Annotated in this window: 16 protein-coding genes; 11 read left to right on the top strand and 5 right to left on the bottom strand. The window is 56.9% G+C overall.

Going from position 1 to position 17,245, the window contains the following annotated elements; all coding sequences use genetic code 11:
* Positions 1-48 precede the first annotated feature (48 nt).
* The 3 genes from ACYVDM_RS19805 to ACYVDM_RS19815 all read right to left on the bottom strand — a co-directional run bounded on the left by ACYVDM_RS19805 (position 49) and on the right by ACYVDM_RS19815 (position 4,224).
* Positions 49-2,523 (bottom strand): TonB-dependent siderophore receptor, encoded by a 2,475-nt coding sequence (locus ACYVDM_RS19805; protein WP_415788035.1) that lies wholly within the window; start codon positions 2,521-2,523, stop codon positions 49-51.
* 140 nt (positions 2,524-2,663) lie between these two features.
* Complete coding sequence (locus ACYVDM_RS19810; protein ID WP_415788037.1) at positions 2,664-3,662, bottom strand: FecR domain-containing protein; 999 nt, start codon at positions 3,660-3,662, stop codon at positions 2,664-2,666.
* A gap of 1 nt (position 3,663) precedes the next feature.
* Positions 3,664-4,224 (bottom strand): sigma-70 family RNA polymerase sigma factor, encoded by a 561-nt coding sequence (locus tag ACYVDM_RS19815; RefSeq protein ID WP_415788039.1) that lies wholly within the window; start codon positions 4,222-4,224, stop codon positions 3,664-3,666.
* 442 nt (positions 4,225-4,666) lie between these two features.
* Here ACYVDM_RS19815 and ACYVDM_RS19820 point away from each other — a divergent pair, with 442 nt between their 5' ends.
* Genes ACYVDM_RS19820 through ACYVDM_RS19845 form a run of 6 tightly spaced genes read left to right on the top strand, consistent with a single transcriptional unit; the run spans position 4,667 to position 9,581 of the window.
* A complete protein-coding gene (locus tag ACYVDM_RS19820; RefSeq protein WP_415788041.1) occupies positions 4,667-5,338 on the top strand; it encodes an RraA family protein in 672 nt (223 codons plus the stop codon).
* Between the two features lie 8 nt (positions 5,339-5,346).
* The gene (locus tag ACYVDM_RS19825) at positions 5,347-6,573 is read left to right on the top strand and encodes an aminotransferase class I/II-fold pyridoxal phosphate-dependent enzyme (protein ID WP_415788043.1); all 1,227 of its coding nucleotides are present in this window, start codon (positions 5,347-5,349) and stop codon (positions 6,571-6,573) included.
* Between the two features lie 18 nt (positions 6,574-6,591).
* Complete coding sequence (locus ACYVDM_RS19830) at positions 6,592-7,422, top strand: ABC transporter substrate-binding protein (RefSeq protein WP_415788045.1); 831 nt, start codon at positions 6,592-6,594, stop codon at positions 7,420-7,422.
* Positions 7,423-7,446: 24 nt separating this feature from the next.
* The gene (locus ACYVDM_RS19835) at positions 7,447-8,151 is read left to right on the top strand and encodes an amino acid ABC transporter permease (protein WP_415788047.1); all 705 of its coding nucleotides are present in this window, start codon (positions 7,447-7,449) and stop codon (positions 8,149-8,151) included.
* A 6-nt stretch (positions 8,152-8,157) separates the two neighbouring features.
* A complete protein-coding gene (locus tag ACYVDM_RS19840; protein ID WP_415788049.1) occupies positions 8,158-8,850 on the top strand; it encodes an amino acid ABC transporter permease in 693 nt (230 codons plus the stop codon).
* Positions 8,851-8,858: 8 nt separating this feature from the next.
* Positions 8,859-9,581, top strand: a complete 723-nt coding sequence (locus ACYVDM_RS19845) for an amino acid ABC transporter ATP-binding protein (protein ID WP_415788051.1) — start codon at positions 8,859-8,861, stop codon at positions 9,579-9,581.
* On the opposite strand, the gene ACYVDM_RS19850 is transcribed toward ACYVDM_RS19845, so the two are convergent.
* Entirely contained in the window at positions 9,571-10,476 is a 906-nt protein-coding gene (locus tag ACYVDM_RS19850) for a LysR family transcriptional regulator (RefSeq protein WP_415788053.1), read from the bottom strand. The genes ACYVDM_RS19845 and ACYVDM_RS19850 overlap by 11 nt on opposite strands.
* A 302-nt stretch (positions 10,477-10,778) precedes the next feature.
* On the opposite strand from ACYVDM_RS19850, the gene ACYVDM_RS19855 reads away from it, so the two are divergent.
* The 5 genes from ACYVDM_RS19855 to ACYVDM_RS19875 all read left to right on the top strand — a co-directional run bounded on the left by ACYVDM_RS19855 (position 10,779) and on the right by ACYVDM_RS19875 (position 16,469).
* Positions 10,779-13,100, top strand: a complete 2,322-nt coding sequence (locus ACYVDM_RS19855; RefSeq protein ID WP_415788055.1) for a catecholate siderophore receptor Fiu — start codon at positions 10,779-10,781, stop codon at positions 13,098-13,100.
* Between the two features lie 93 nt (positions 13,101-13,193).
* Positions 13,194-13,871 carry a Fe2+-dependent dioxygenase gene (locus ACYVDM_RS19860; protein ID WP_415788057.1) on the top strand — a complete coding sequence of 226 codons (678 nt, stop codon included), beginning with the start codon at positions 13,194-13,196 and terminating at the stop codon, positions 13,869-13,871.
* 116 nt (positions 13,872-13,987) lie between these two features.
* Positions 13,988-15,169, top strand: coding sequence for an MFS transporter (locus ACYVDM_RS19865; RefSeq protein ID WP_415788059.1), 1,182 nt, complete (start codon positions 13,988-13,990; stop codon positions 15,167-15,169).
* 63 nt (positions 15,170-15,232) lie between these two features.
* Positions 15,233-16,054, top strand: coding sequence for a helix-turn-helix domain-containing protein (locus tag ACYVDM_RS19870; RefSeq protein ID WP_415788061.1), 822 nt, complete (start codon positions 15,233-15,235; stop codon positions 16,052-16,054).
* 76 nt (positions 16,055-16,130) lie between these two features.
* Positions 16,131-16,469, top strand: coding sequence for a DUF1330 domain-containing protein (locus ACYVDM_RS19875; RefSeq protein ID WP_415788063.1), 339 nt, complete (start codon positions 16,131-16,133; stop codon positions 16,467-16,469).
* Between the two features lie 26 nt (positions 16,470-16,495).
* On the opposite strand, the gene ACYVDM_RS19880 is transcribed toward ACYVDM_RS19875, so the two are convergent.
* Complete coding sequence (locus ACYVDM_RS19880) at positions 16,496-17,128, bottom strand: helix-turn-helix transcriptional regulator (protein WP_415788065.1); 633 nt, start codon at positions 17,126-17,128, stop codon at positions 16,496-16,498.
* Between the last annotated feature and the right edge of the window lie 117 nt (positions 17,129-17,245).

The following is a 17,245-nucleotide window of genomic DNA, read 5'->3' on the forward strand; positions in this document are numbered from 1 at the left end:
TAAATAACAAGATGACTGCCGACCAAATAATACTCGGTCAGGCATTACCTACCAGCGATAGGTTGTACTCAATGTAACCAGACGGCCCGTGCCATACGAGCAAGAACCCCACTCCGAGCATTGGCTGAAATAGACTTTATCGGTCAGATTGCTGGCATTGAGCGCTATGCGCCAATTGCGGTTTTCCCATGCCAGCATGGCATCCAGTAAGGTGACCGACGGGGTTCTGGGCACGTCCGCGCCTTCGCTGGACTCGTCGACGAAGCCACTCGCGTAGTGCACGCCCGCGCCAGCAGAGAAGCCATCCAGATTCCCGATCGAGAATTTATAAGTTCCCCATAGCGCGGCCTGCCGCTTGGGGACACCGCTCAATTGGCGGTCGACGTTCACAAGGGTCAGGCTGGCGTTGATATCGACCTGCGGGGTGATGGAGCCCACCCATTCCAGCTCCAGGCCGGTGTTTCGGGTTTTGCCGCGTTGCGCAACTTCGGTCGGCGAGACCTCTACCGTGCGGTTGACCTCCCGTAGTTCAAATACCGCCGCCGAGGCGCGCCAATCTTGCTCCGGGGGTTGGTATTTGACACCGGCCTCCCATTGTTTACCGCGAAGCGGGCGCAGTTGTTGACCCCAATCCGTATTGCCCTGGGGCAGGAAGGATTCCGAATAACTGATGTAGGGCAGCAGGCCGGGCGCGATCTCGTACATCAAGCCCATACGCATGGTATCGGCGCGGTCATTACGATCGTCGGCACCGTCTTCCCAGTTTTGCGACTCATCGTGCCGCCAACCGGCCAGCAAAATCCACGACCCCCAACGCATTTCATCCTGAACGTAGATTCCGAGTTGCTTGACGCCGTTCGTGGCGATTGGTTCGAGCTCGGGAGGTCTATAGTTGCCCTGATAAACGGGGTCGTAGACATCGATAGGCGCCAATCCACCGCCATCGGCGATCGGAACGTCATCCACACCGGAGCCCGATTTGCGATACTGCATGATGTCCAGACCGACCAGCAATTGATGGGCAACCGATCCTGTTGAAAATTTGCCGAGCAGGTTCTGGTCCGCGGCAAAGACGTTGATGTCCGTTTTCCAAAAATAAGCGGCCCGATCTAGCACGCGTTGGTCAGCATCCAAATACGGTGCATAGACATCAAAGGCCGCATAGTCCGTCTTGGTATCTGTCCAGCGCGTATTTTGGCGAAACGTCCATTGATCATTGAACGCATGGCGAAACGACCAGCCGGCCTGCCAACTGTCGGCGTCAAAGTGGTCGTAGCCTGGCTCTCCGATGAAGGTGTGTCGGGAAATCTGTCCGTTGGGATTGGATAGAATCGTGCCGTCCCAGGGCAGGGTGCTGCCCGAATCGCCGTTGGCCCGATCCTTTTGCCATTTGAACCGCAGCGTCAGGTCGGTACTGGCACTGGGTGCCCATGTCAGCGAGGGCGCGATCAGTTGGCGGTCATCCTGGCCGTGGTCAATCTGCGTGCCGCTTTCTCGGCCCAGGGCCACCAACCGATACATCAAGCTGGCATCTTCATTCAACGGGCCCGTCAGATCCGTCTGTATCTGTCGTTTGTTGTGACTGCCCACCTGAATGCCGACTTCACGCTGCGCCTCTGACTGAGGAAGTTTGCTGACGTTGTTGACCAGTCCGCCAGGGCCGCCTTGGCCGTACAGCATGGATGCGGGCCCGCGCAGGACTTCCATGCGCTCCATCAAATAGGGTTCTACGCGCGGCGCGCTGGTCCAGAAATTGACCCGGTCTTTCAGGCCGTCTAGATAAATATCTTCAATCTCGACACCCCGAGCCTGTATCGCGTCCAGGCGAGAGCTGGCCCCGTAGATCGATGTGCGCACGCCCGCGCTATAGGTCAAGGCCTGATCTAGCGTGCTGGATGCCGTGTCGCGGATCTGGTCTGCCGACACGACCGAGATCGATTGCGGCGTCTCGACAATAGGTGTGTCGGTCTTCGTGGCGGTTTCGCTGTTGCGCGCCATATAGCCGATCACCGGTCCCGTGCCACTTTCGGTTTGGCCCGTGATGGTGACGACAGGGAGTTCACTCACGCTCGCGGGGGGCAACGCCCTGAGGATATATCGCTTGTTTGCATCGGGCGTCGCTTGCAGGCCCGTGCCCGCCAGCACGTTCGCCAGGCCTTGAGAAACGGTGTAGCTGCCTTTCAGGCCAGTGCTGTTTTTTCCATTGGCCAGGTCGATGGATCCCGCCAGAAAAATACCCGATTCGCTGGCAAAGCGGGTCAATACGGTACGTAATGGGCCCGCGGGGATATCGTAGTGATGTTGTGCAGGCGCCGCGGTCGATGCTGCCTGTGCGACGAGACCTTGGGCGGCATGGGCGTGGCCAGGTAGCATGCCGACGCCCGCGATGATCGCGGCGGCGATGGCACTAAAACCAGTCCCTATTGTCCGGGGTTTGGTGTCAAATCTGGTTTTCCCCGGTGTCTGCCGGGCGAGATTCAGATAAGGAAAATGGCCCATGCGGGGCAATGGACGGCGGGGCATGGATGGCGGGCACCGGGACATGGAGGCTTTCTCTCAACAAGGGTTGATGCAATGGGGCCTCTCGCGCGCATGCAGATCGCGGTTTTTGATGATTTGGCCCTCTCTATCCTTAAATCAATCGAGAGGGCAAAAAGCGGAACTCAACGGGGTGGCGTGGACGCTGTGGTCCCGTCGGGGTCGATTGAAATCCACCACGGCAACGGCTTATGTATGTGCAGCGACGCCGCCTCGGCCAGCATGGCAAGGGTGCCATCGACGTCGCGTAACGGAAACGTGCCGAATACGCGCCGTTGTGCGACCTCGGATGCCACACTGATATGCCCCCAGTGATAGCGGCTGAGTTCCTCGACGACGCTGGCCAAAGACAAGTCCCAGGCAATCAGTTCCCCCCGGCTCCATGCCTCGCGGGCCGGGTCGGCGGGCGTCGCATTGCTGATTCGGTCCGGGGTGAAGCGAACCTGCTGCCCGGTTGGAATAATGCGGGTGGCGGCATTGTCCGCCGTGCGGATCTCCACCGATCCGTCGTAGACCGCCAGAAACGTGTGCCCGGATTCACGTCGCACCGTGAATCGGGTGCCCAGCGCACGCAGGCTGCCTTGCGGGGTTTCGACGATAAAGGGTCGTGAATCCCCTTGGGCCGTCGATATCAGGACCTCGCCGGCGACAAGGGTGAGTTTGCGCAGACGAACCTGTATCTCCGCATTCACCGCGGTTGCGGCATTGAGCCAGATGCGTGACCCATCCGCTAATTTGAACTCGCGTATATCGCCTGTCCCGGTGCGATAGTCCGCCATCCAGGCCGATAAGGCATCTGCAATCGGAGTGTGTGGCCGACTTGCCCATCCGACCAGACCTACGCCTGCCAGGATGCCCAGGCCCGCCAACACACGCCGACGAGATCGTATTCGGGTATGAACATCGTGAATCTTGGCCGCCAACAACGGCGGGTCGGGTGTCTCTTGCAGGGGCGCCAGCACGCGTTGGCTGACGGATTCCACGTACGTCCATGCGCGCCGGTGCTCGGGATGGGAGGTTAGCCACGCCTGCCAGCGTACCCGATCTGCTGGGCAGGCCTCGCCGGAAATCAGCAAGGCATACCACTGTGCGGCCTCTGTCATGATCTCGTGAGAAGGCGTCATGTCACGTCAGGGGAGCACATCGTAGTTCGGCCACTGTTTGCACGGCATCTGCTTGCATGCAATGCAGCATGGCTTGTGCGACATAATTGCGCACCATGCGCGACGACACGCCAAGCTCATTGCCGACCTCTGCCGCAGTCATGCCGCATACGGCCGACATCAAAAAGGCCTGAGCCGCCTTGGGAGACAGGCCCTGAAGCAATTCGGCGATCTCTTGCAAGGCTTCCAGGACAATCGCCTGGCGCTCGGCAGAGGGGGCAAAACCTTCGGGTTGCGCGGCTACGGTATCCAGCCAGGCCTGTTCGATCTGGCGCCGGCGCCATAGATTGATGCACATCCCTTGCGCCATCGTGCGCAAATAGGCCCTGGCCTCTGATGGGCTGCTGAAACCACGTGGGGCCGGTTTCAGGATCAAACGTAAAAACGCGTCATGTGCCAAATCGGCCGCATCGGCTGCGTTACCCAGACGCCGCTGCAGCCACGCCCGAAGCCAGGAGTGATGGTCGGTGTATAGGGTATCGACCGACGACGAAGACAGAGACGGGTAGGGCGCGGCACTCACGATCGAACTCTTTGCAGGCGTTGGCAAGGGAGCAGGTGAATCGGCAATATTAATAGAAATAGTTCTTATTTGAAATCCAGTATTACCCGTGCCGTCAAATTCAACTTTTATTTCGCCTTGCTGCATCAGCGGTTTCTATCGCAATTCCCCCGCATTAATAGATTGTGGCTACGGAAAGTGTGCAAATTGAGCAGACTTCTGCTAGGGGATTTCCCGAGTCAGGCGCCATCATGGTGCACGCCCGACGAGACGGCTGAATGGTTAACGGTCTACTCCGAAAAAATATAAGGCCTTGTCCTTAAAGAATAAAAACTTTGCCGTCATGAAATTCAGTGGGGCCAATGTCATGTAATATTCCTAAAAGGAATAAAACGATAGGCATTTAATTCCCTTTTTGCACATGCGGATTGTTTTGCATGATCCTGGCTTCAGGAGATCAACCATGCAGAACGCTTCGCCATTTACCCTCAATGCGGCCGCGCCGGTGCTCAGTCCCGAGTTGACCCAGGCCCTGCAATCCATTGTGACCCCGCACCTAAGCGACAACATGCATCGCCAGAGCGGCGTTGTGGGCCTGAGCCGCTACAACCGTCGTGGCAAGCTGGTCGGCAGTGCCGTCACGGTGAAGACGCGACCCGGCGACAACCTGTTCATTTACAAAGCCATGACGCTGATTCAGCCGGGACATGTGCTGGTCGTGGACGCGGGTGGCGATCTGACCAACGCCTGCGTGGGCGAAATCATGAAACGCTATCTGCAACGGCTTGGCTGCGTTGGCCTGATCGTCGACGGCGCGATTCGCGATGTCGCCGCATTCGAAAACGATTCGTTCCCCTGCTATGCGCGTGGCCATGTACATCGCGGCCCCTACAAAGACGGCCCGGGCGAAGTCAACGTCCCTGTCACCATTGGCGCCCAAGTCATTTATCCGGGCGATGTCATTGTGGCCGACGAGGACGGCATCGTGTCGTTTCCCGTCAGCCAGGCGGATGCCCTGGTAGAAAAAGCCCGCGCCCATGCCGCTAAAGAAGAGCGGATCATGGCAGAGATCGATAGTGGCGCCGACCGCCAAAGCTGGCTGCACCCCGTATTGGAAGCCAAGAACCTCCTGTAGATCGAATCATGACGCTAAGCAACTCGAATCAAGCCCCCTCATTTCTTGCCCGGCGCATGAGCGCCATCAAACCGTCGCCGAGCATGGCGGCCAAACGCAAAGTCGACATGCTTCGCGCCGAAGGCAAAGATATTGTCGACTTCACTATCGGTGAGCCCGACTTGGCAACCCCGGCACACATCGCGCAGGCCGGTATCCGCGCGATCGAGAGTGGTGCGGTGAAGTACACCTCATCGTCCGGTATTCGCGAACTGCTGTCGGCCGTACAGCAAAAATTTCAGCGTGAAAATCAGTTGTCTTTCGATTTGGATCAACTGGTTGTTGGTACGGGCGCCAAGCAATTGATTTTCTCGGCCTTGCAGGCCACACTGGACGCGGGCGATGAAGTCATCATTCCCACGCCCTACTGGGTGTCCTACCCGGACATGGTGCTGTTGAATGATGGCAAGCCGGTGATTCTGCCGACGACCGAAGCCCAGGATTTCAAAGTCACGCCCCAGGCCCTCGAGGCTGTCATCACGCCGCGCACCAAGTGGTTGCTGCTCAATGCACCGAATAACCCGTCGGGTGCGATCTACACCGAGGCTGAACTGAAGGCATTGCTGGCAATACTGGAGCGTCATCCGCAAGTGCTGCTGATGGTCGATGAAATTTACGAACACTTTTGTTACGACGGTACCTATCTCTCGCCGCTGACCGTGAATCCGAGCCTGGCATCGCGCGTGATGCTGGTCAATGGCGTCTCCAAGGCGTATGCCATGACCGGTTGGCGCATTGGCTACGCGGCCTGCCCCGCGTGGTTGGCCAAAGCGATCTCGACGCTGATTTCCCAATCGACCTCGTGCGCCAGCCAGATTTGCCAAGTCGCCGCGGCGACGGCACTGACAGCCGATCAGCAATGCGTGGCCGATACCGTGGCGATTTACAAAGAGCGCCGCGACACCATCGTCAATCTGCTCAATCGCATCCCGTTGATGTCGTGTCCCAATCCGGCGGGCGCCTTCTACGTATTTCCCAATATCCAGGGCTTCATCGGCAAGCGTACGCCCGCTGGCAAGGCCATTACGAATGATCTGGATTTCGTGCATTACCTGCTGGACGCGGCCGGTGTTGCGGTCCTGGACGGCACGGCCTATGGCAACCCTGGTTACCTGCGCATGAGTTTCGCCACCGATCTGGAAACCATCAAGACCGGCTGCGAAAAGCTATCGCAGGCTTGCAGCAAACTTCAATAACATTCAAGGAAGGAAATCATGGTCTTCAAAAATATACTGAAGTGCGTTCCCCTATTGGCGTGCCTGGGCATTGTAAATATGGCGCACGCAGACGCGCTGGCCGATATCAAAGCGCGTGGCACGCTGGTTTGCGGCACGCTGGGTACGTCCGAGCCGTTTAGCTTCCAGGATCCCAAGACGCGCCAGGTTGTGGGCTACGAAATAGATCTGTGCAAGGCGATCGCCGACGATCTAGGCGTCAAGCTCGAGGTGAAAATGATTTCGGTGGCCGCCCGAATCCCCGAATTGGCTGGGGGGCGTGTCGACGTGGTGGCCGCCAATCTGGGCTGGAGCCCGCAGCGTGCAGAGCAGATCGACTATAGCTACCAGCACTATGTCAGCCCCCAGAAAATTCTGATCCGTCGCGATGATGCGGCCACGTTGAAAACCAACGCAGATCTGGCTGGCAAGCGCGTCAGCGCTGTGTCGGGCTCGTCATCCGAGGCGGGTGCCAAGCGCCTGATCCCCGACGTGACCACCGTGACCTTCAAGGATCCTCCCACGGCCTTTGTCGCATTGCAACAGCGCAAGGTCTCTGGCTTTGTCGGATCTGAGCTCATGCTGATCAAGTTCAAGCAAGATGCTGAGGCGACGCCCGTCAAACTCGACATCATCGAAGATCCGCTGTTCGTCGAACCGTGGGGTATCGGTATGGGCAAGGGCGAAGAGGGTCTACGCAACGAAGTTAACAAAGTGCTCTCCAAGCTGGAGTCGTCCGGCGAGCTCCAAACGATTTATGACCGCTGGTTTGGCCCGGACACCAAGTTCCCGTCCAAGCGCGTCTTCAAGGTCGAAGAAATCAAGGGTTAATGTGGGCAGAGCGGGTAGCGGTTTATGAACTACACATTAGATTTCGGTGCGTTACTCAATAACGGCTACCCGACGCTGATTCTGGGTGGGCTTTTCACCACCCTGAAAATGACTTTGTTTGCCTGGGTGTTCGCATTCGTGCTGGGCAGCGTGCTGGCTGTGCTGCGCATGCTCAACATTCGGATACTGAACGCCCTGATCATCTTGTATGTGGCTTTTCATCGCAACGTGCCGATGTTGGTCCATATTCTGGTGTGGTATTTCGGTGTGGCGGCTCTCATGCCTCTGGCGGCGGAAGATGTGATCAACCGTGTGGGTGGCGAGTTTTTTTACGCGACCATCGCCATCGGCTTGGTGATGGCTGCTTATGTGAGCGAGGACCTGCGTAGCGCGATCCGCGCGATTCCTCGCGGCCAGATGGAGGCCTCGCGTAGCTTGGGCCTGAGTTATCTGCGCACTATGCGCAAGGTGATCCTGCCTCAAGCATTCAAGATTTCGATTCCGCCGTTGACCAATCAGACCTTGCTGCTGTTTAAAAACACGAGCCTGGCAATGGCAATTGGTCTGATTGAGCTCACGGGGGCGGGCCGGGAAATCGAATCCGCCACATTTAAAACGTTCGAAATCTACACCGTTGTGACAGTGCTCTATCTGGTGATCTCTCTGCTGCTGATGGTTACGGGCGCCTATCTCTCTAAACGGGTCGCGTACGTGACCAAGGCCCGGTAACGCGTCATGCTGGAAATACTCTCCGATAACTGGTTATTGTTGCTGGTCGGCCAATGGCCCAACGGTCCGATGGGCGGGTTGATCGCAACGATTGGCTTGGCATTGATCAGCCTGGCATTGGCGTTCCCGCTGGGCGTGTTGTTGGCGCTGGGACGCATCAGCTCGCACAAAATACTCTATTGGCCGGCAACGGCGGTGGTGTATTTGGTGCGGGGTTTGCCACTCATCATGTTCATTTTTTGGGCTTATTTTTTCTTGCCCCTGGTGATCGGCACGTCGGTCAGTGGCGTGACCACCATGGCCGCCGCGTTGATTCTCTACGAGGGCGCCTATCTGTCCGAGATTATCCGCAGTGGCATTCAGGCGTTACCGGCCGGACAAATGGAAGCAGGCCGCTCGCTGGGCCTGAGCCATATGCAGACTATGCGCAAGATCGTGCTGCCGCAGGCCTTGTACAACACCTTGCCCAGCATGCTCAGTCAATTCATCTCGACCGTGAAGGAAACCTCGTTGGGTTTCGTGATCAGCGTGCACGAACTGACGTTTGCGGCAGCGCAGGTCAACAACATGTTGCTGACCAAGCCGTTTGAGGTCTTCGCATTGCTGGCGCTGACTTATTTCGTGCTGAACCTGATTCTTACCGGCGCCGTTAAACTCGTCGAGATCCGCATGAACGGATCTCGACCTGCAGCAGCCTAGGCCTACTCATGATCGAATTCAAGAACGTTAGTAAATGGTATGGCGACTATCTCGCCCTGGACAACATCAATGCCCAAGTACAAAAAGGAGAGGTCCTGGTGGTATGTGGGCCCTCAGGGTCGGGAAAGTCCACATTGATTCGTACCGTCAACCGCCTGGAGCCTATCCAGAAGGGCAACATCTTCGTCGATGGCACGGATGTTTATGGCAGTGGTTCGCTAGACGAGATGCGTAGCCATATTGGTTTCGTGTTTCAGTCGTTCAACTTGTTCCCGCACATGGATGTGCTGGGCAACCTGATGATGGCGCCCGTGATGCTCAAGCGCATGAATAAAGCGCAGGCCCGTGAGCACGCTGTTGCGTTGCTGGAGCGCGTGGGTCTGGGCCACAAGGCTGATGCCTATCCGGGTCAGTTATCGGGTGGGCAGCAGCAGCGTGTGGCCATCGCCCGCGCGCTGGCAATGAAACCGCGCATCATGCTGTTTGACGAGCCCACCAGTGCACTGGATCCCGAAATGGTTAACGAAGTGCTGCTGGTGATGAAATCACTCGCCGCCGAGGGCATGACGATGGTGTGCGTGACACACGAAATGAACTTCGCCCGCGATGTGGCTGACACGGTGTGGTTCATGGATGCCGGCCGCATCGTCGAGCAAGCCCCGCCCAAACAGTTTTTTGAGCAACCTCAGACTGATCGGGCGCGCAAGTTTCTGTCGGATATCAAGCATTAACACCGCCGTACGGCTGAGAAAAATCAGACACCTCGCGCGCAATGCGCGCGATCTCCTGATAGAACATGGTGTTCGATTGCTTGGCGTACATCGCACAGTACAAGGACGAGGGCGTCGTTTTGGTCGTACGCAGGGCAACCAGCTTGCGGCTTGCGAATAGATCCGAGAAGTAATCCTCTGGCATACACGTCACGCCAAACCCTGCGACCGCCATCCCTACCATGGCCTGCAGGCTATTAATGGTGAACAGATTCGACTGCGGCGTAAAGGGGGCAAACCATTCGTCATAGATGGCATTAAGGCCTGACTCGGGATCTTGGCGAATGATATTCATGCGGGAGATTTCTTCTAGCGAGTACACCTTCGTCGGAGAAATTATTTCGGGGCTGCCCGCCCATGAGAAGTTCACTTGCGCGATCGGTTCCGCCTCTAGGAACGGGTTGCGCAATTCTCGGTGCAAGATGGCCATATCCAGTTGTCCTTGCAACAAACTTTGCTGCAACTGCCACGCCAGGCCGATCTTGGGCTGAACCACGAGTTCGGGAAACAACGTCCGCAACTCTTTCATCAACTTAGGCAGCCAAGTCATTGCGGTGATTTCCGTAATGCCCAGCCGCAGCGAGCCCGAGAACGGCTTAATGCCTTGCATCTTCAGCAGCATCTGATCCCGGCGGCCCAGCAGATCTGTCGCCATCGCCAGCAGTTCTTCGCCGGTGCTGGTGAGCGTGGCCCGTTGACCGCTACGGTCAAAGACCTGGATATTGAAATGGGTCTCTAATTCCCGGATGCGCTTGGTAATCGCGGACTGGGTCGTGTTGAGCCGCTCGGCCGCATTGGCAAAACTGCCCAACTGCACAACCCAGTACAGCGCTTCGATCTGTTTGAAGGTCAGCATGGAAGACCGTTAGTCAACCGAAGCCCCGGATCGCTTGACCGCCCGGGCAGTGCTCGCGGTGGTGGGGCAAATGCCTGCCATCAGCATGGCAAGGCGTGTGGATCGCTGCGACATAAAGAATCTCATGATGTAAGAACGAGGGACGGTTCTGTCGATTTTATGCCGTGTCTCTGTATTGCAACGTTTCAGTTTTCTGTCAGTTAATAAAAATCATTTTTATTTAGAATCCTATTCTCTGTAGCTAACTGAAACAGGATCGTAGGAGAGGACGCCCTGTTTGTTCACATCCGAAGAGAAGCCGAATGCCATATATCAAGAATAGAAAATGCGCACCCCTATGCGCCGTGAGCCAGAGCACCCTGGCGGGCAATGCCGCAGCCTCTGTCCTGGCGACACTGATGCTGGGCCAGTCTGGTATGGCCGCGGCCCAGACCCCCGCGGCGTCGGGCGTCAATACCCTGTCGCCCGTTACCGTCATTGGTGAGGACGGAACATCGTACAAGGCAAACCGGCTCGAATCTCCCAAATTCACCCAGCCGCTCGTCGACACGACGCAAACCGTGCAGGTCGTGACCGAGCAACTGATGAAGGACCAGCAGGCCACCACGCTGACCGAAGCCATGCGCAACGTAGCCGGCGCAGGGACGTTCTACGCGGGGGAGAACGGCAATACCTCAACCGGCGACGCCATCTATCTGCGAGGTTTCGATACGTCCAACAGTATTTATGTCGATGGCATTCGGGATATCGCCAGCGTGAAACGCGATATGTTCAATACCGAAGCCGTGGAGGTCATTAAAGGGCCTTCTGGCTCAGACTATGGCCGCAGCGCACCTAGCGGCTCGATCAATCTGGTCAGCAAGCAACCCAAGCTCGACAACAGCTTTGACGCCAGCTTTGGCATCGGCAGCGCGCGCTATAAGCGTTCGACGCTGGACTGGAACCAAAGCATCGGCGAGACCTCGGCGTTTCGCTTGAACATGATGGGTTTGAAGTCCGACGTAGCGGGTCGTGATCAAATCGAAAACAACCGTTGGGGCGTCGCGCCGTCTCTGGCCTTTGGCCTGGGAACCGATACTCGCGTGTTCTTGGACTTTATGCACGTCAAACAGACCAATGTGCCCGATGGCGGCGTGGTCACGATAGGCTTGCCGGGTTACTCCGCACCCAATGATTCACTGTCCTTTCTGGACAACGCCGACACGGTCGATACCAATAATTTCTACGGCACTCAATCAGATCACGATTACTCGACCACTGACATGGCGACCTTGCGCCTAGAGCACGATCTCAACGAAAACGTGACGCTGCGCAATGTGACCCGTTGGTCGCGCACCAAGCAGAACTATCTGTTGACCTCTTTCATGGCAGGCGCGTCGAACCTGACGATTGGCGATCCCAATGATCCGAGTACCTGGTACATGTCGCGTTCGGCCAATCAGAAAAACATCAACAACCGCATCTGGACCAACCAGACAAACTTGACGGCCAAGTTCAACACCGGCTCGCTTAAACACGACTTGAGCACGGGCTTCGAGTTCACGAGTGAAATGCAGGATTCGTACGGCATGACACCACCCGTGACGTATCCGCCGGTCAATATCTACAATCCCGACAACAGCATCAGCGCAGACGGTATACACAATAACGGTGCCAACGCACACGGGACCACGGATACGGTCGCCATTTACGCGTTCGACACTATCGATCTAAGCGATGCATGGCAGGTCAACGGCGGCATTCGCCTGGATCACTATCGCACCAAATACGACAGCGCCACCGCTTGCGGCGGTACGGGTCGTAATCCGGTCGCGTGCAATGGCGCCCCAGTCGGTACGCCAATCAATACCGTCGACGAGCGCATTTCGGGCAATCTGGTGAACTGGAAACTTGGCGCCCTGTATCGTGTGGCATCTAACGGCAATATCTACGTGAACTACGGTGTATCGCAACAACCCCCCGGCGGTTCGAACTTCCAGTTGGCGGCTGAAGGTAATGGCAACAGTGCCAACCGCGTTGATTTTGCTCCTCAGAAGGCCAAGACCGCCGAGCTGGGCACCAAGTGGGAGCTCTTTGACCGCAATTTGCTGGTCAGTGCCGCGTTGTTTCGCACCGAAGTCGATAACGAAATCCAGCAAGACCCCGATGGCACGTATAGCCAAACCGCCAAGAAACGCGTGCAAGGACTGGAGTTGGGCGCCAGTGGCCAGATCACTGACAACTGGTCGGTCAGCGCGGGCTACACGATCCAGAATGCGACCGTGGACGACGGCCCCTCTGTGACCAACAACGGTTCCAACAACCTGAGCTATACCCCGAAGCATGCCTTCTCGATGTGGAGCACCTATCGCCATCCCAGTGGCTTCACGCTTGGGGGTGGCGCGCGCTATGTGGGCAGTATGGAGCGTGGTTCTGACGGGGCAACCGGCACGCCGGAATATGTACGTGCATACTGGGTGTTTGACGCCATGGCAGGCTACGCGGTCAGCAAGAACCTGGACTTCCAGCTCAACGTCTACAATCTCTTTAATAAAGAGTACGTGGCGGCGATCAACAAGAGCGGTTACCGCTACTTCCCGGGCGCGCCGCGTACGGTATTGCTGACAGCCAACATTCATTTCTGATCGCTGACAGCGGAGGTCGATATCCGCCGTGGAGGGCAGGGTTCAGATCCTGTCTGCCGCGGCGGTTATGTCTTTTTTAGCGGGCAGTCAACGATGCTACATATTCCTCAGATCCTGACGCTGGACGAAGTCCGAGACATGCGTAGTCGCCTGGACAGCGCCCACTGGGTCGACGGCCGCGGCACCGTCGGTAACCAAGGGGCTGCCGTTAAACGCAATCGTCAACTCGACGAGTCGTCTGATCTAGCTCGTGAGTTGGGTGAGACCGTGCTGCGTGCCCTGGGTCGTAGTCCCCTGTATTTTGCGGCGGCTCTGCCATTGCGTACCGTGCCGCCGTTATTTAATCGCTACGAGTCCGCAGAGACCTACGGATTTCATGTGGACGGTGCGGTGCGTCGCTTTCCTGCCGCGCCCGGCTGGCTGCGCACAGACTTGTCCGCCACCTTGTTCCTGTGCGAACCCGATGAGTACGAGGACGGTGAGCTGATTGTCAAAGACAGCTACGGCGAGCACTTGGTCAAGCTACCCGCTGGCGACATGATCTTGTACCCCGCCAACAGCCTGCACTGCGTCACACCCGTGACGAAGGGCGCCCGCGTGGCATCCTTTTTCTGGATCCAGAGCATGATTCGCGAGCATAACCGGCGGCAGATGTTGTTCGAGCTCGATCAGAACATCCAGCAATTGCGCGCGCAGCTCGGGGAAACCGAGCAGACCCTATCATTGGCGAACTGCTATCACAATTTGCTGAGAGAGTGGACTGAGCTGTAAGGGGGAGGCGATTGCCCGAATGCTACGCATAATAACCACTGGTAATATAGATATATAAACCACATATATCCCTCGACGGCTAAGTCAAGCGCCGCGGCATCAACCATTTCGGCAAAATGAATCGAAACCTCTGGCTGTTGTCTATTCTGCAGGGCTTGTTCCTGACCAATAATGTCACGTTCATTGCTGTCAACGGCCTAGTGGGTTTCACACTCGCGCCTTTTGGCTGGCTGGCGACGCTGCCGGTGATGGGTTATGTCGTGGGGGGCGCGTTGTGCACCGGGCCCGTGGCATGGACGCAAAAACGCTTTGGCCGTAAAGCCAGTTTCATGCTGGGTTTGGTTGTAGCGCTGGGATCCGCGCTGCTGTGCGCCTTTGCGGCTTATATTCAAAGCTTCTGGCTGCTGTGTACGGCGACGATGATCGCGGGGTATTACTCTGCCAACGGTCAGCTTTATCGCTTCGCTTCCGCCGAGCTTTCGGCACCGGAGGCGCGCGAAAAGGCGGTCTCGCTCGTGATGGCAGGCGGCTTGCTGGGAGCGGTGCTGGGCCCAAATCTGGCTTCCTACTCAAAAAATTTGTTCGACACGCCGTTCGTCGGCGCCTATTTGGCTCTGGTCGGGGTCGCGCTTGTCGCGATGGCGATCTTGGCCTGCATGGATTTTCCTAAGGTCGTGGCACGTACGGCGGCCGCAGGCGGGCGTTCTCTCGCGCTGATCGCTCGCCAACCCGCCTTTATGATTGCGGCCGGCACAGGGGCGCTCAGCTATGGGGTCATGAATTTGCTGATGGCCGCTACGCCATTGGCAATGCAACACCATAATATGCCCTTTTCCGACGCGGCATTCGTGCTGGAATGGCATGTGATCGGCATGTTTGCGCCGGGCTTTTTCACGGGGCATCTCATCAAGCGGTTCGGCGCATTGCCGGTCATGACGTGCGGCGGTTTACTGAATTTGATCTGCATCTTCGTCGCACTGTCGGGGGCGGAACTTCATCATTTCACCGCATCGATGTTCCTGCTGGGCGTAGGCTGGAATTTCCTCTTTACCGGTAGCACGACACTGTCGCTGTCGACCTACACTGCCGAAGAAAAAGACCGCGCACAGGGTGCAATGAATTTCTGCGTGTTTGGCGTAATGGCGCTGACCTCGCTGACCTCGGGAATGCTGGTGACGACAAAGGGATGGACGATTCTGAACGTAGGATCATTGATTCCGGTGTTGGCGATTTTGATTGGATTGGCTTGGCTACGGTACAACGATAAAAAGGCGCCGACCGCAGCATCGATTGGCTGATCCGTTCCGTCGCTCAAAGGCCGCACGGGCACTAATGATCCGAGAGTATCCAGGAGACCTTATATGACCGAGCCCAGCGCAGGGTCACCCAACCCCTCAGTGGGCGAGCTTATCCGGAGCTGGCGCCGTCGTCACAATCTCAGTCAATTGGCGTTGGCATTAGACGTGGGTATTTCCAGCCGTCACCTGAGCTTCGTCGAAACGGCACGCTCAAAACCTAGCGCCGATATGCTTTTGGCGCTTACCGAGCGGTTGAGTGTGCCTTTACGTGACCGCAATCAAATTCTCTTGGCGGCGGGGTACGCACCACGATTTACCCAGCGCACGCTGCAGTCCCCGGACATGCATGCCGTACGCGTGGCGTTGAACCGGCTGCTCGAGGCACACAATCCGTATCCCGGCTTTGCGCTGGACAGGCAGTGGAACGTCGTGCAAGCCAATAGCGCAGCAATGACATTAGCCGAACTGTTGCCTTCGACGTTACGCGAGCCGTCGCTGAATGTCTATCGCGCCTCGTTACACCCGGAAGGCCTCGCGCGGGTTACTGTGAATTTTGCCGAATGGGCGCGGCATCTATTGCGTAATCTACGCACCGCCATCGAGAGCAGTCATGATGCGGATCTGCTGCGGTTAGAGGTAGAAGTCCTCGCGTATCCAAACGTGCAGGCGGCACTGGCATCGGGGGACGACGATCAGTATGCAAATACCCAAGCGTTGCTGGTCCCCTGCGTTCTTGACCTGCCTATGGGCCGCCTTTCGTTGTTCACCACGTTAACCACATTCGGTACACCGCAAGATATCACGCTGCAAGAGCTGTGCATCGAGCTGTTCTATCCTGCGAACTCGGAGACCGAGGCACTACTGCGCCCCAAGAATATTACCTGAGAGGTAATCGACAGTATTGGCGGGCTTGCGTATTCTGAGCTTGAACCCAATGTTCATTCTCAACACGGAGATCGGTATGCCTGCTTATGCAATAGGATTGCTTCGTGACGTAGATTTCAACGCAGAAATCATCGAATACGTCAGTAACATTGAAGACACCATGAAGCCCTTCGGCGGACGGTTTCTCGTGCATGGAACTCACGCCGAGATCATCGAGGGCACGATGAATGACGATTGCGTGATTATCGAGTTTCCCTCAATCGATCAGGCCCAGCAGTGGTATGCGTCACCGGCCTATCGCAAGCTGATCCCATTGCGAACGTGCAATTCGAAAGGTGCGGTGTTTCTCGTTGATGGCGTGTCGGACAATTACTCGGCACTCTCGCTGGTCGAAAAGATGGCGGCCAGTACGTAGGCGCATCGAGCAGTCAGCCCGACTCTTTACTTTGCGTCGTTATATGCTGTGGCGCGAGAGATTCCAAGGTGTTGGGCAACGATTTCCATCGATCGACGGATTTCGAGAAATCCTTCTGTTTTGAGTTGCTGCATCAGTTCACGGCGCTGACTGGTTTTCAGTGACCGCGGCGTCGTAGCAAGAGCAACCGCGAATCTGTCGATGCGGGCCCGTACGGCGTCCGAGTTGGCGGGGTCAAGAGACTCTGCCACTTGTTCGCTGCAGACGGTGGCGAACTGTTCCATCATGCTATTGAAGCCCTTGAAGAGGGTGAGATCGACGTTCAGGCACAGCGCTGCAAAGTAATGCCCGTCGGAACCCTTGATGCCAATAGAGGTGCTCTTGGCTCGTCGCCCATCGGCGAACTCGTTAGGGTAATTCGCCAGAATCTGCGGGTAGTCATCGTCGGCAATTCGCGCCAGACCCAGCGTCGTTGCGGGGTCGCCGACATTACGCCCAGACAAATTGTTGTGGATAGCCATGATGGCGTGTTTAGGCGATCGTAGATCGTGCACCACCACCTCGACAAAGGGCGCTAACGTCTGGCCCAGGCCATCCGCAATCTGCTTGACCTGATCAAGAATAATCTGTTGCTCATCTGTGAGTTTTGCTTTTGCCATTTGTATAGAAAACCTAGAAAAAGCCGGCGAACGGAAAATGATGAGGGCTAGTGTAGCGGGCGCGTCACCCCTTCGCAGCGCTGAATGCAGGTCGGATCCGACGCCGCGTTCGGGTTT

This window comes from Bordetella tumulicola (assembly GCF_054779135.1).

Coding starts and splice junctions, on each gene's coding strand:
- ACYVDM_RS19805 (WP_415788035.1), bottom strand. CDS start 2,523: ATGCCCCGCCGTCCATTGCCCCGCATGGGCCATTTTCCTTATCTGAAT.
- ACYVDM_RS19810 (WP_415788037.1), bottom strand. CDS start 3,662: ATGACGCCTTCTCACGAGATCATGACAGAGGCCGCACAGTGGTATGCC.
- ACYVDM_RS19820 (WP_415788041.1), top strand. CDS start 4,667: ATGCAGAACGCTTCGCCATTTACCCTCAATGCGGCCGCGCCGGTGCTC.
- ACYVDM_RS19825 (WP_415788043.1), top strand. CDS start 5,347: ATGACGCTAAGCAACTCGAATCAAGCCCCCTCATTTCTTGCCCGGCGC.
- ACYVDM_RS19830 (WP_415788045.1), top strand. CDS start 6,592: ATGGTCTTCAAAAATATACTGAAGTGCGTTCCCCTATTGGCGTGCCTG.
- ACYVDM_RS19835 (WP_415788047.1), top strand. CDS start 7,447: ATGAACTACACATTAGATTTCGGTGCGTTACTCAATAACGGCTACCCG.
- ACYVDM_RS19840 (WP_415788049.1), top strand. CDS start 8,158: ATGCTGGAAATACTCTCCGATAACTGGTTATTGTTGCTGGTCGGCCAA.
- ACYVDM_RS19845 (WP_415788051.1), top strand. CDS start 8,859: ATGATCGAATTCAAGAACGTTAGTAAATGGTATGGCGACTATCTCGCC.
- ACYVDM_RS19850 (WP_415788053.1), bottom strand. CDS start 10,476: ATGCTGACCTTCAAACAGATCGAAGCGCTGTACTGGGTTGTGCAGTTG.
- ACYVDM_RS19855 (WP_415788055.1), top strand. CDS start 10,779: ATGCCATATATCAAGAATAGAAAATGCGCACCCCTATGCGCCGTGAGC.
- ACYVDM_RS19860 (WP_415788057.1), top strand. CDS start 13,194: ATGCTACATATTCCTCAGATCCTGACGCTGGACGAAGTCCGAGACATG.
- ACYVDM_RS19865 (WP_415788059.1), top strand. CDS start 13,988: ATGAATCGAAACCTCTGGCTGTTGTCTATTCTGCAGGGCTTGTTCCTG.
- ACYVDM_RS19870 (WP_415788061.1), top strand. CDS start 15,233: ATGACCGAGCCCAGCGCAGGGTCACCCAACCCCTCAGTGGGCGAGCTT.
- ACYVDM_RS19875 (WP_415788063.1), top strand. CDS start 16,131: ATGCCTGCTTATGCAATAGGATTGCTTCGTGACGTAGATTTCAACGCA.
- ACYVDM_RS19880 (WP_415788065.1), bottom strand. CDS start 17,128: ATGGCAAAAGCAAAACTCACAGATGAGCAACAGATTATTCTTGATCAG.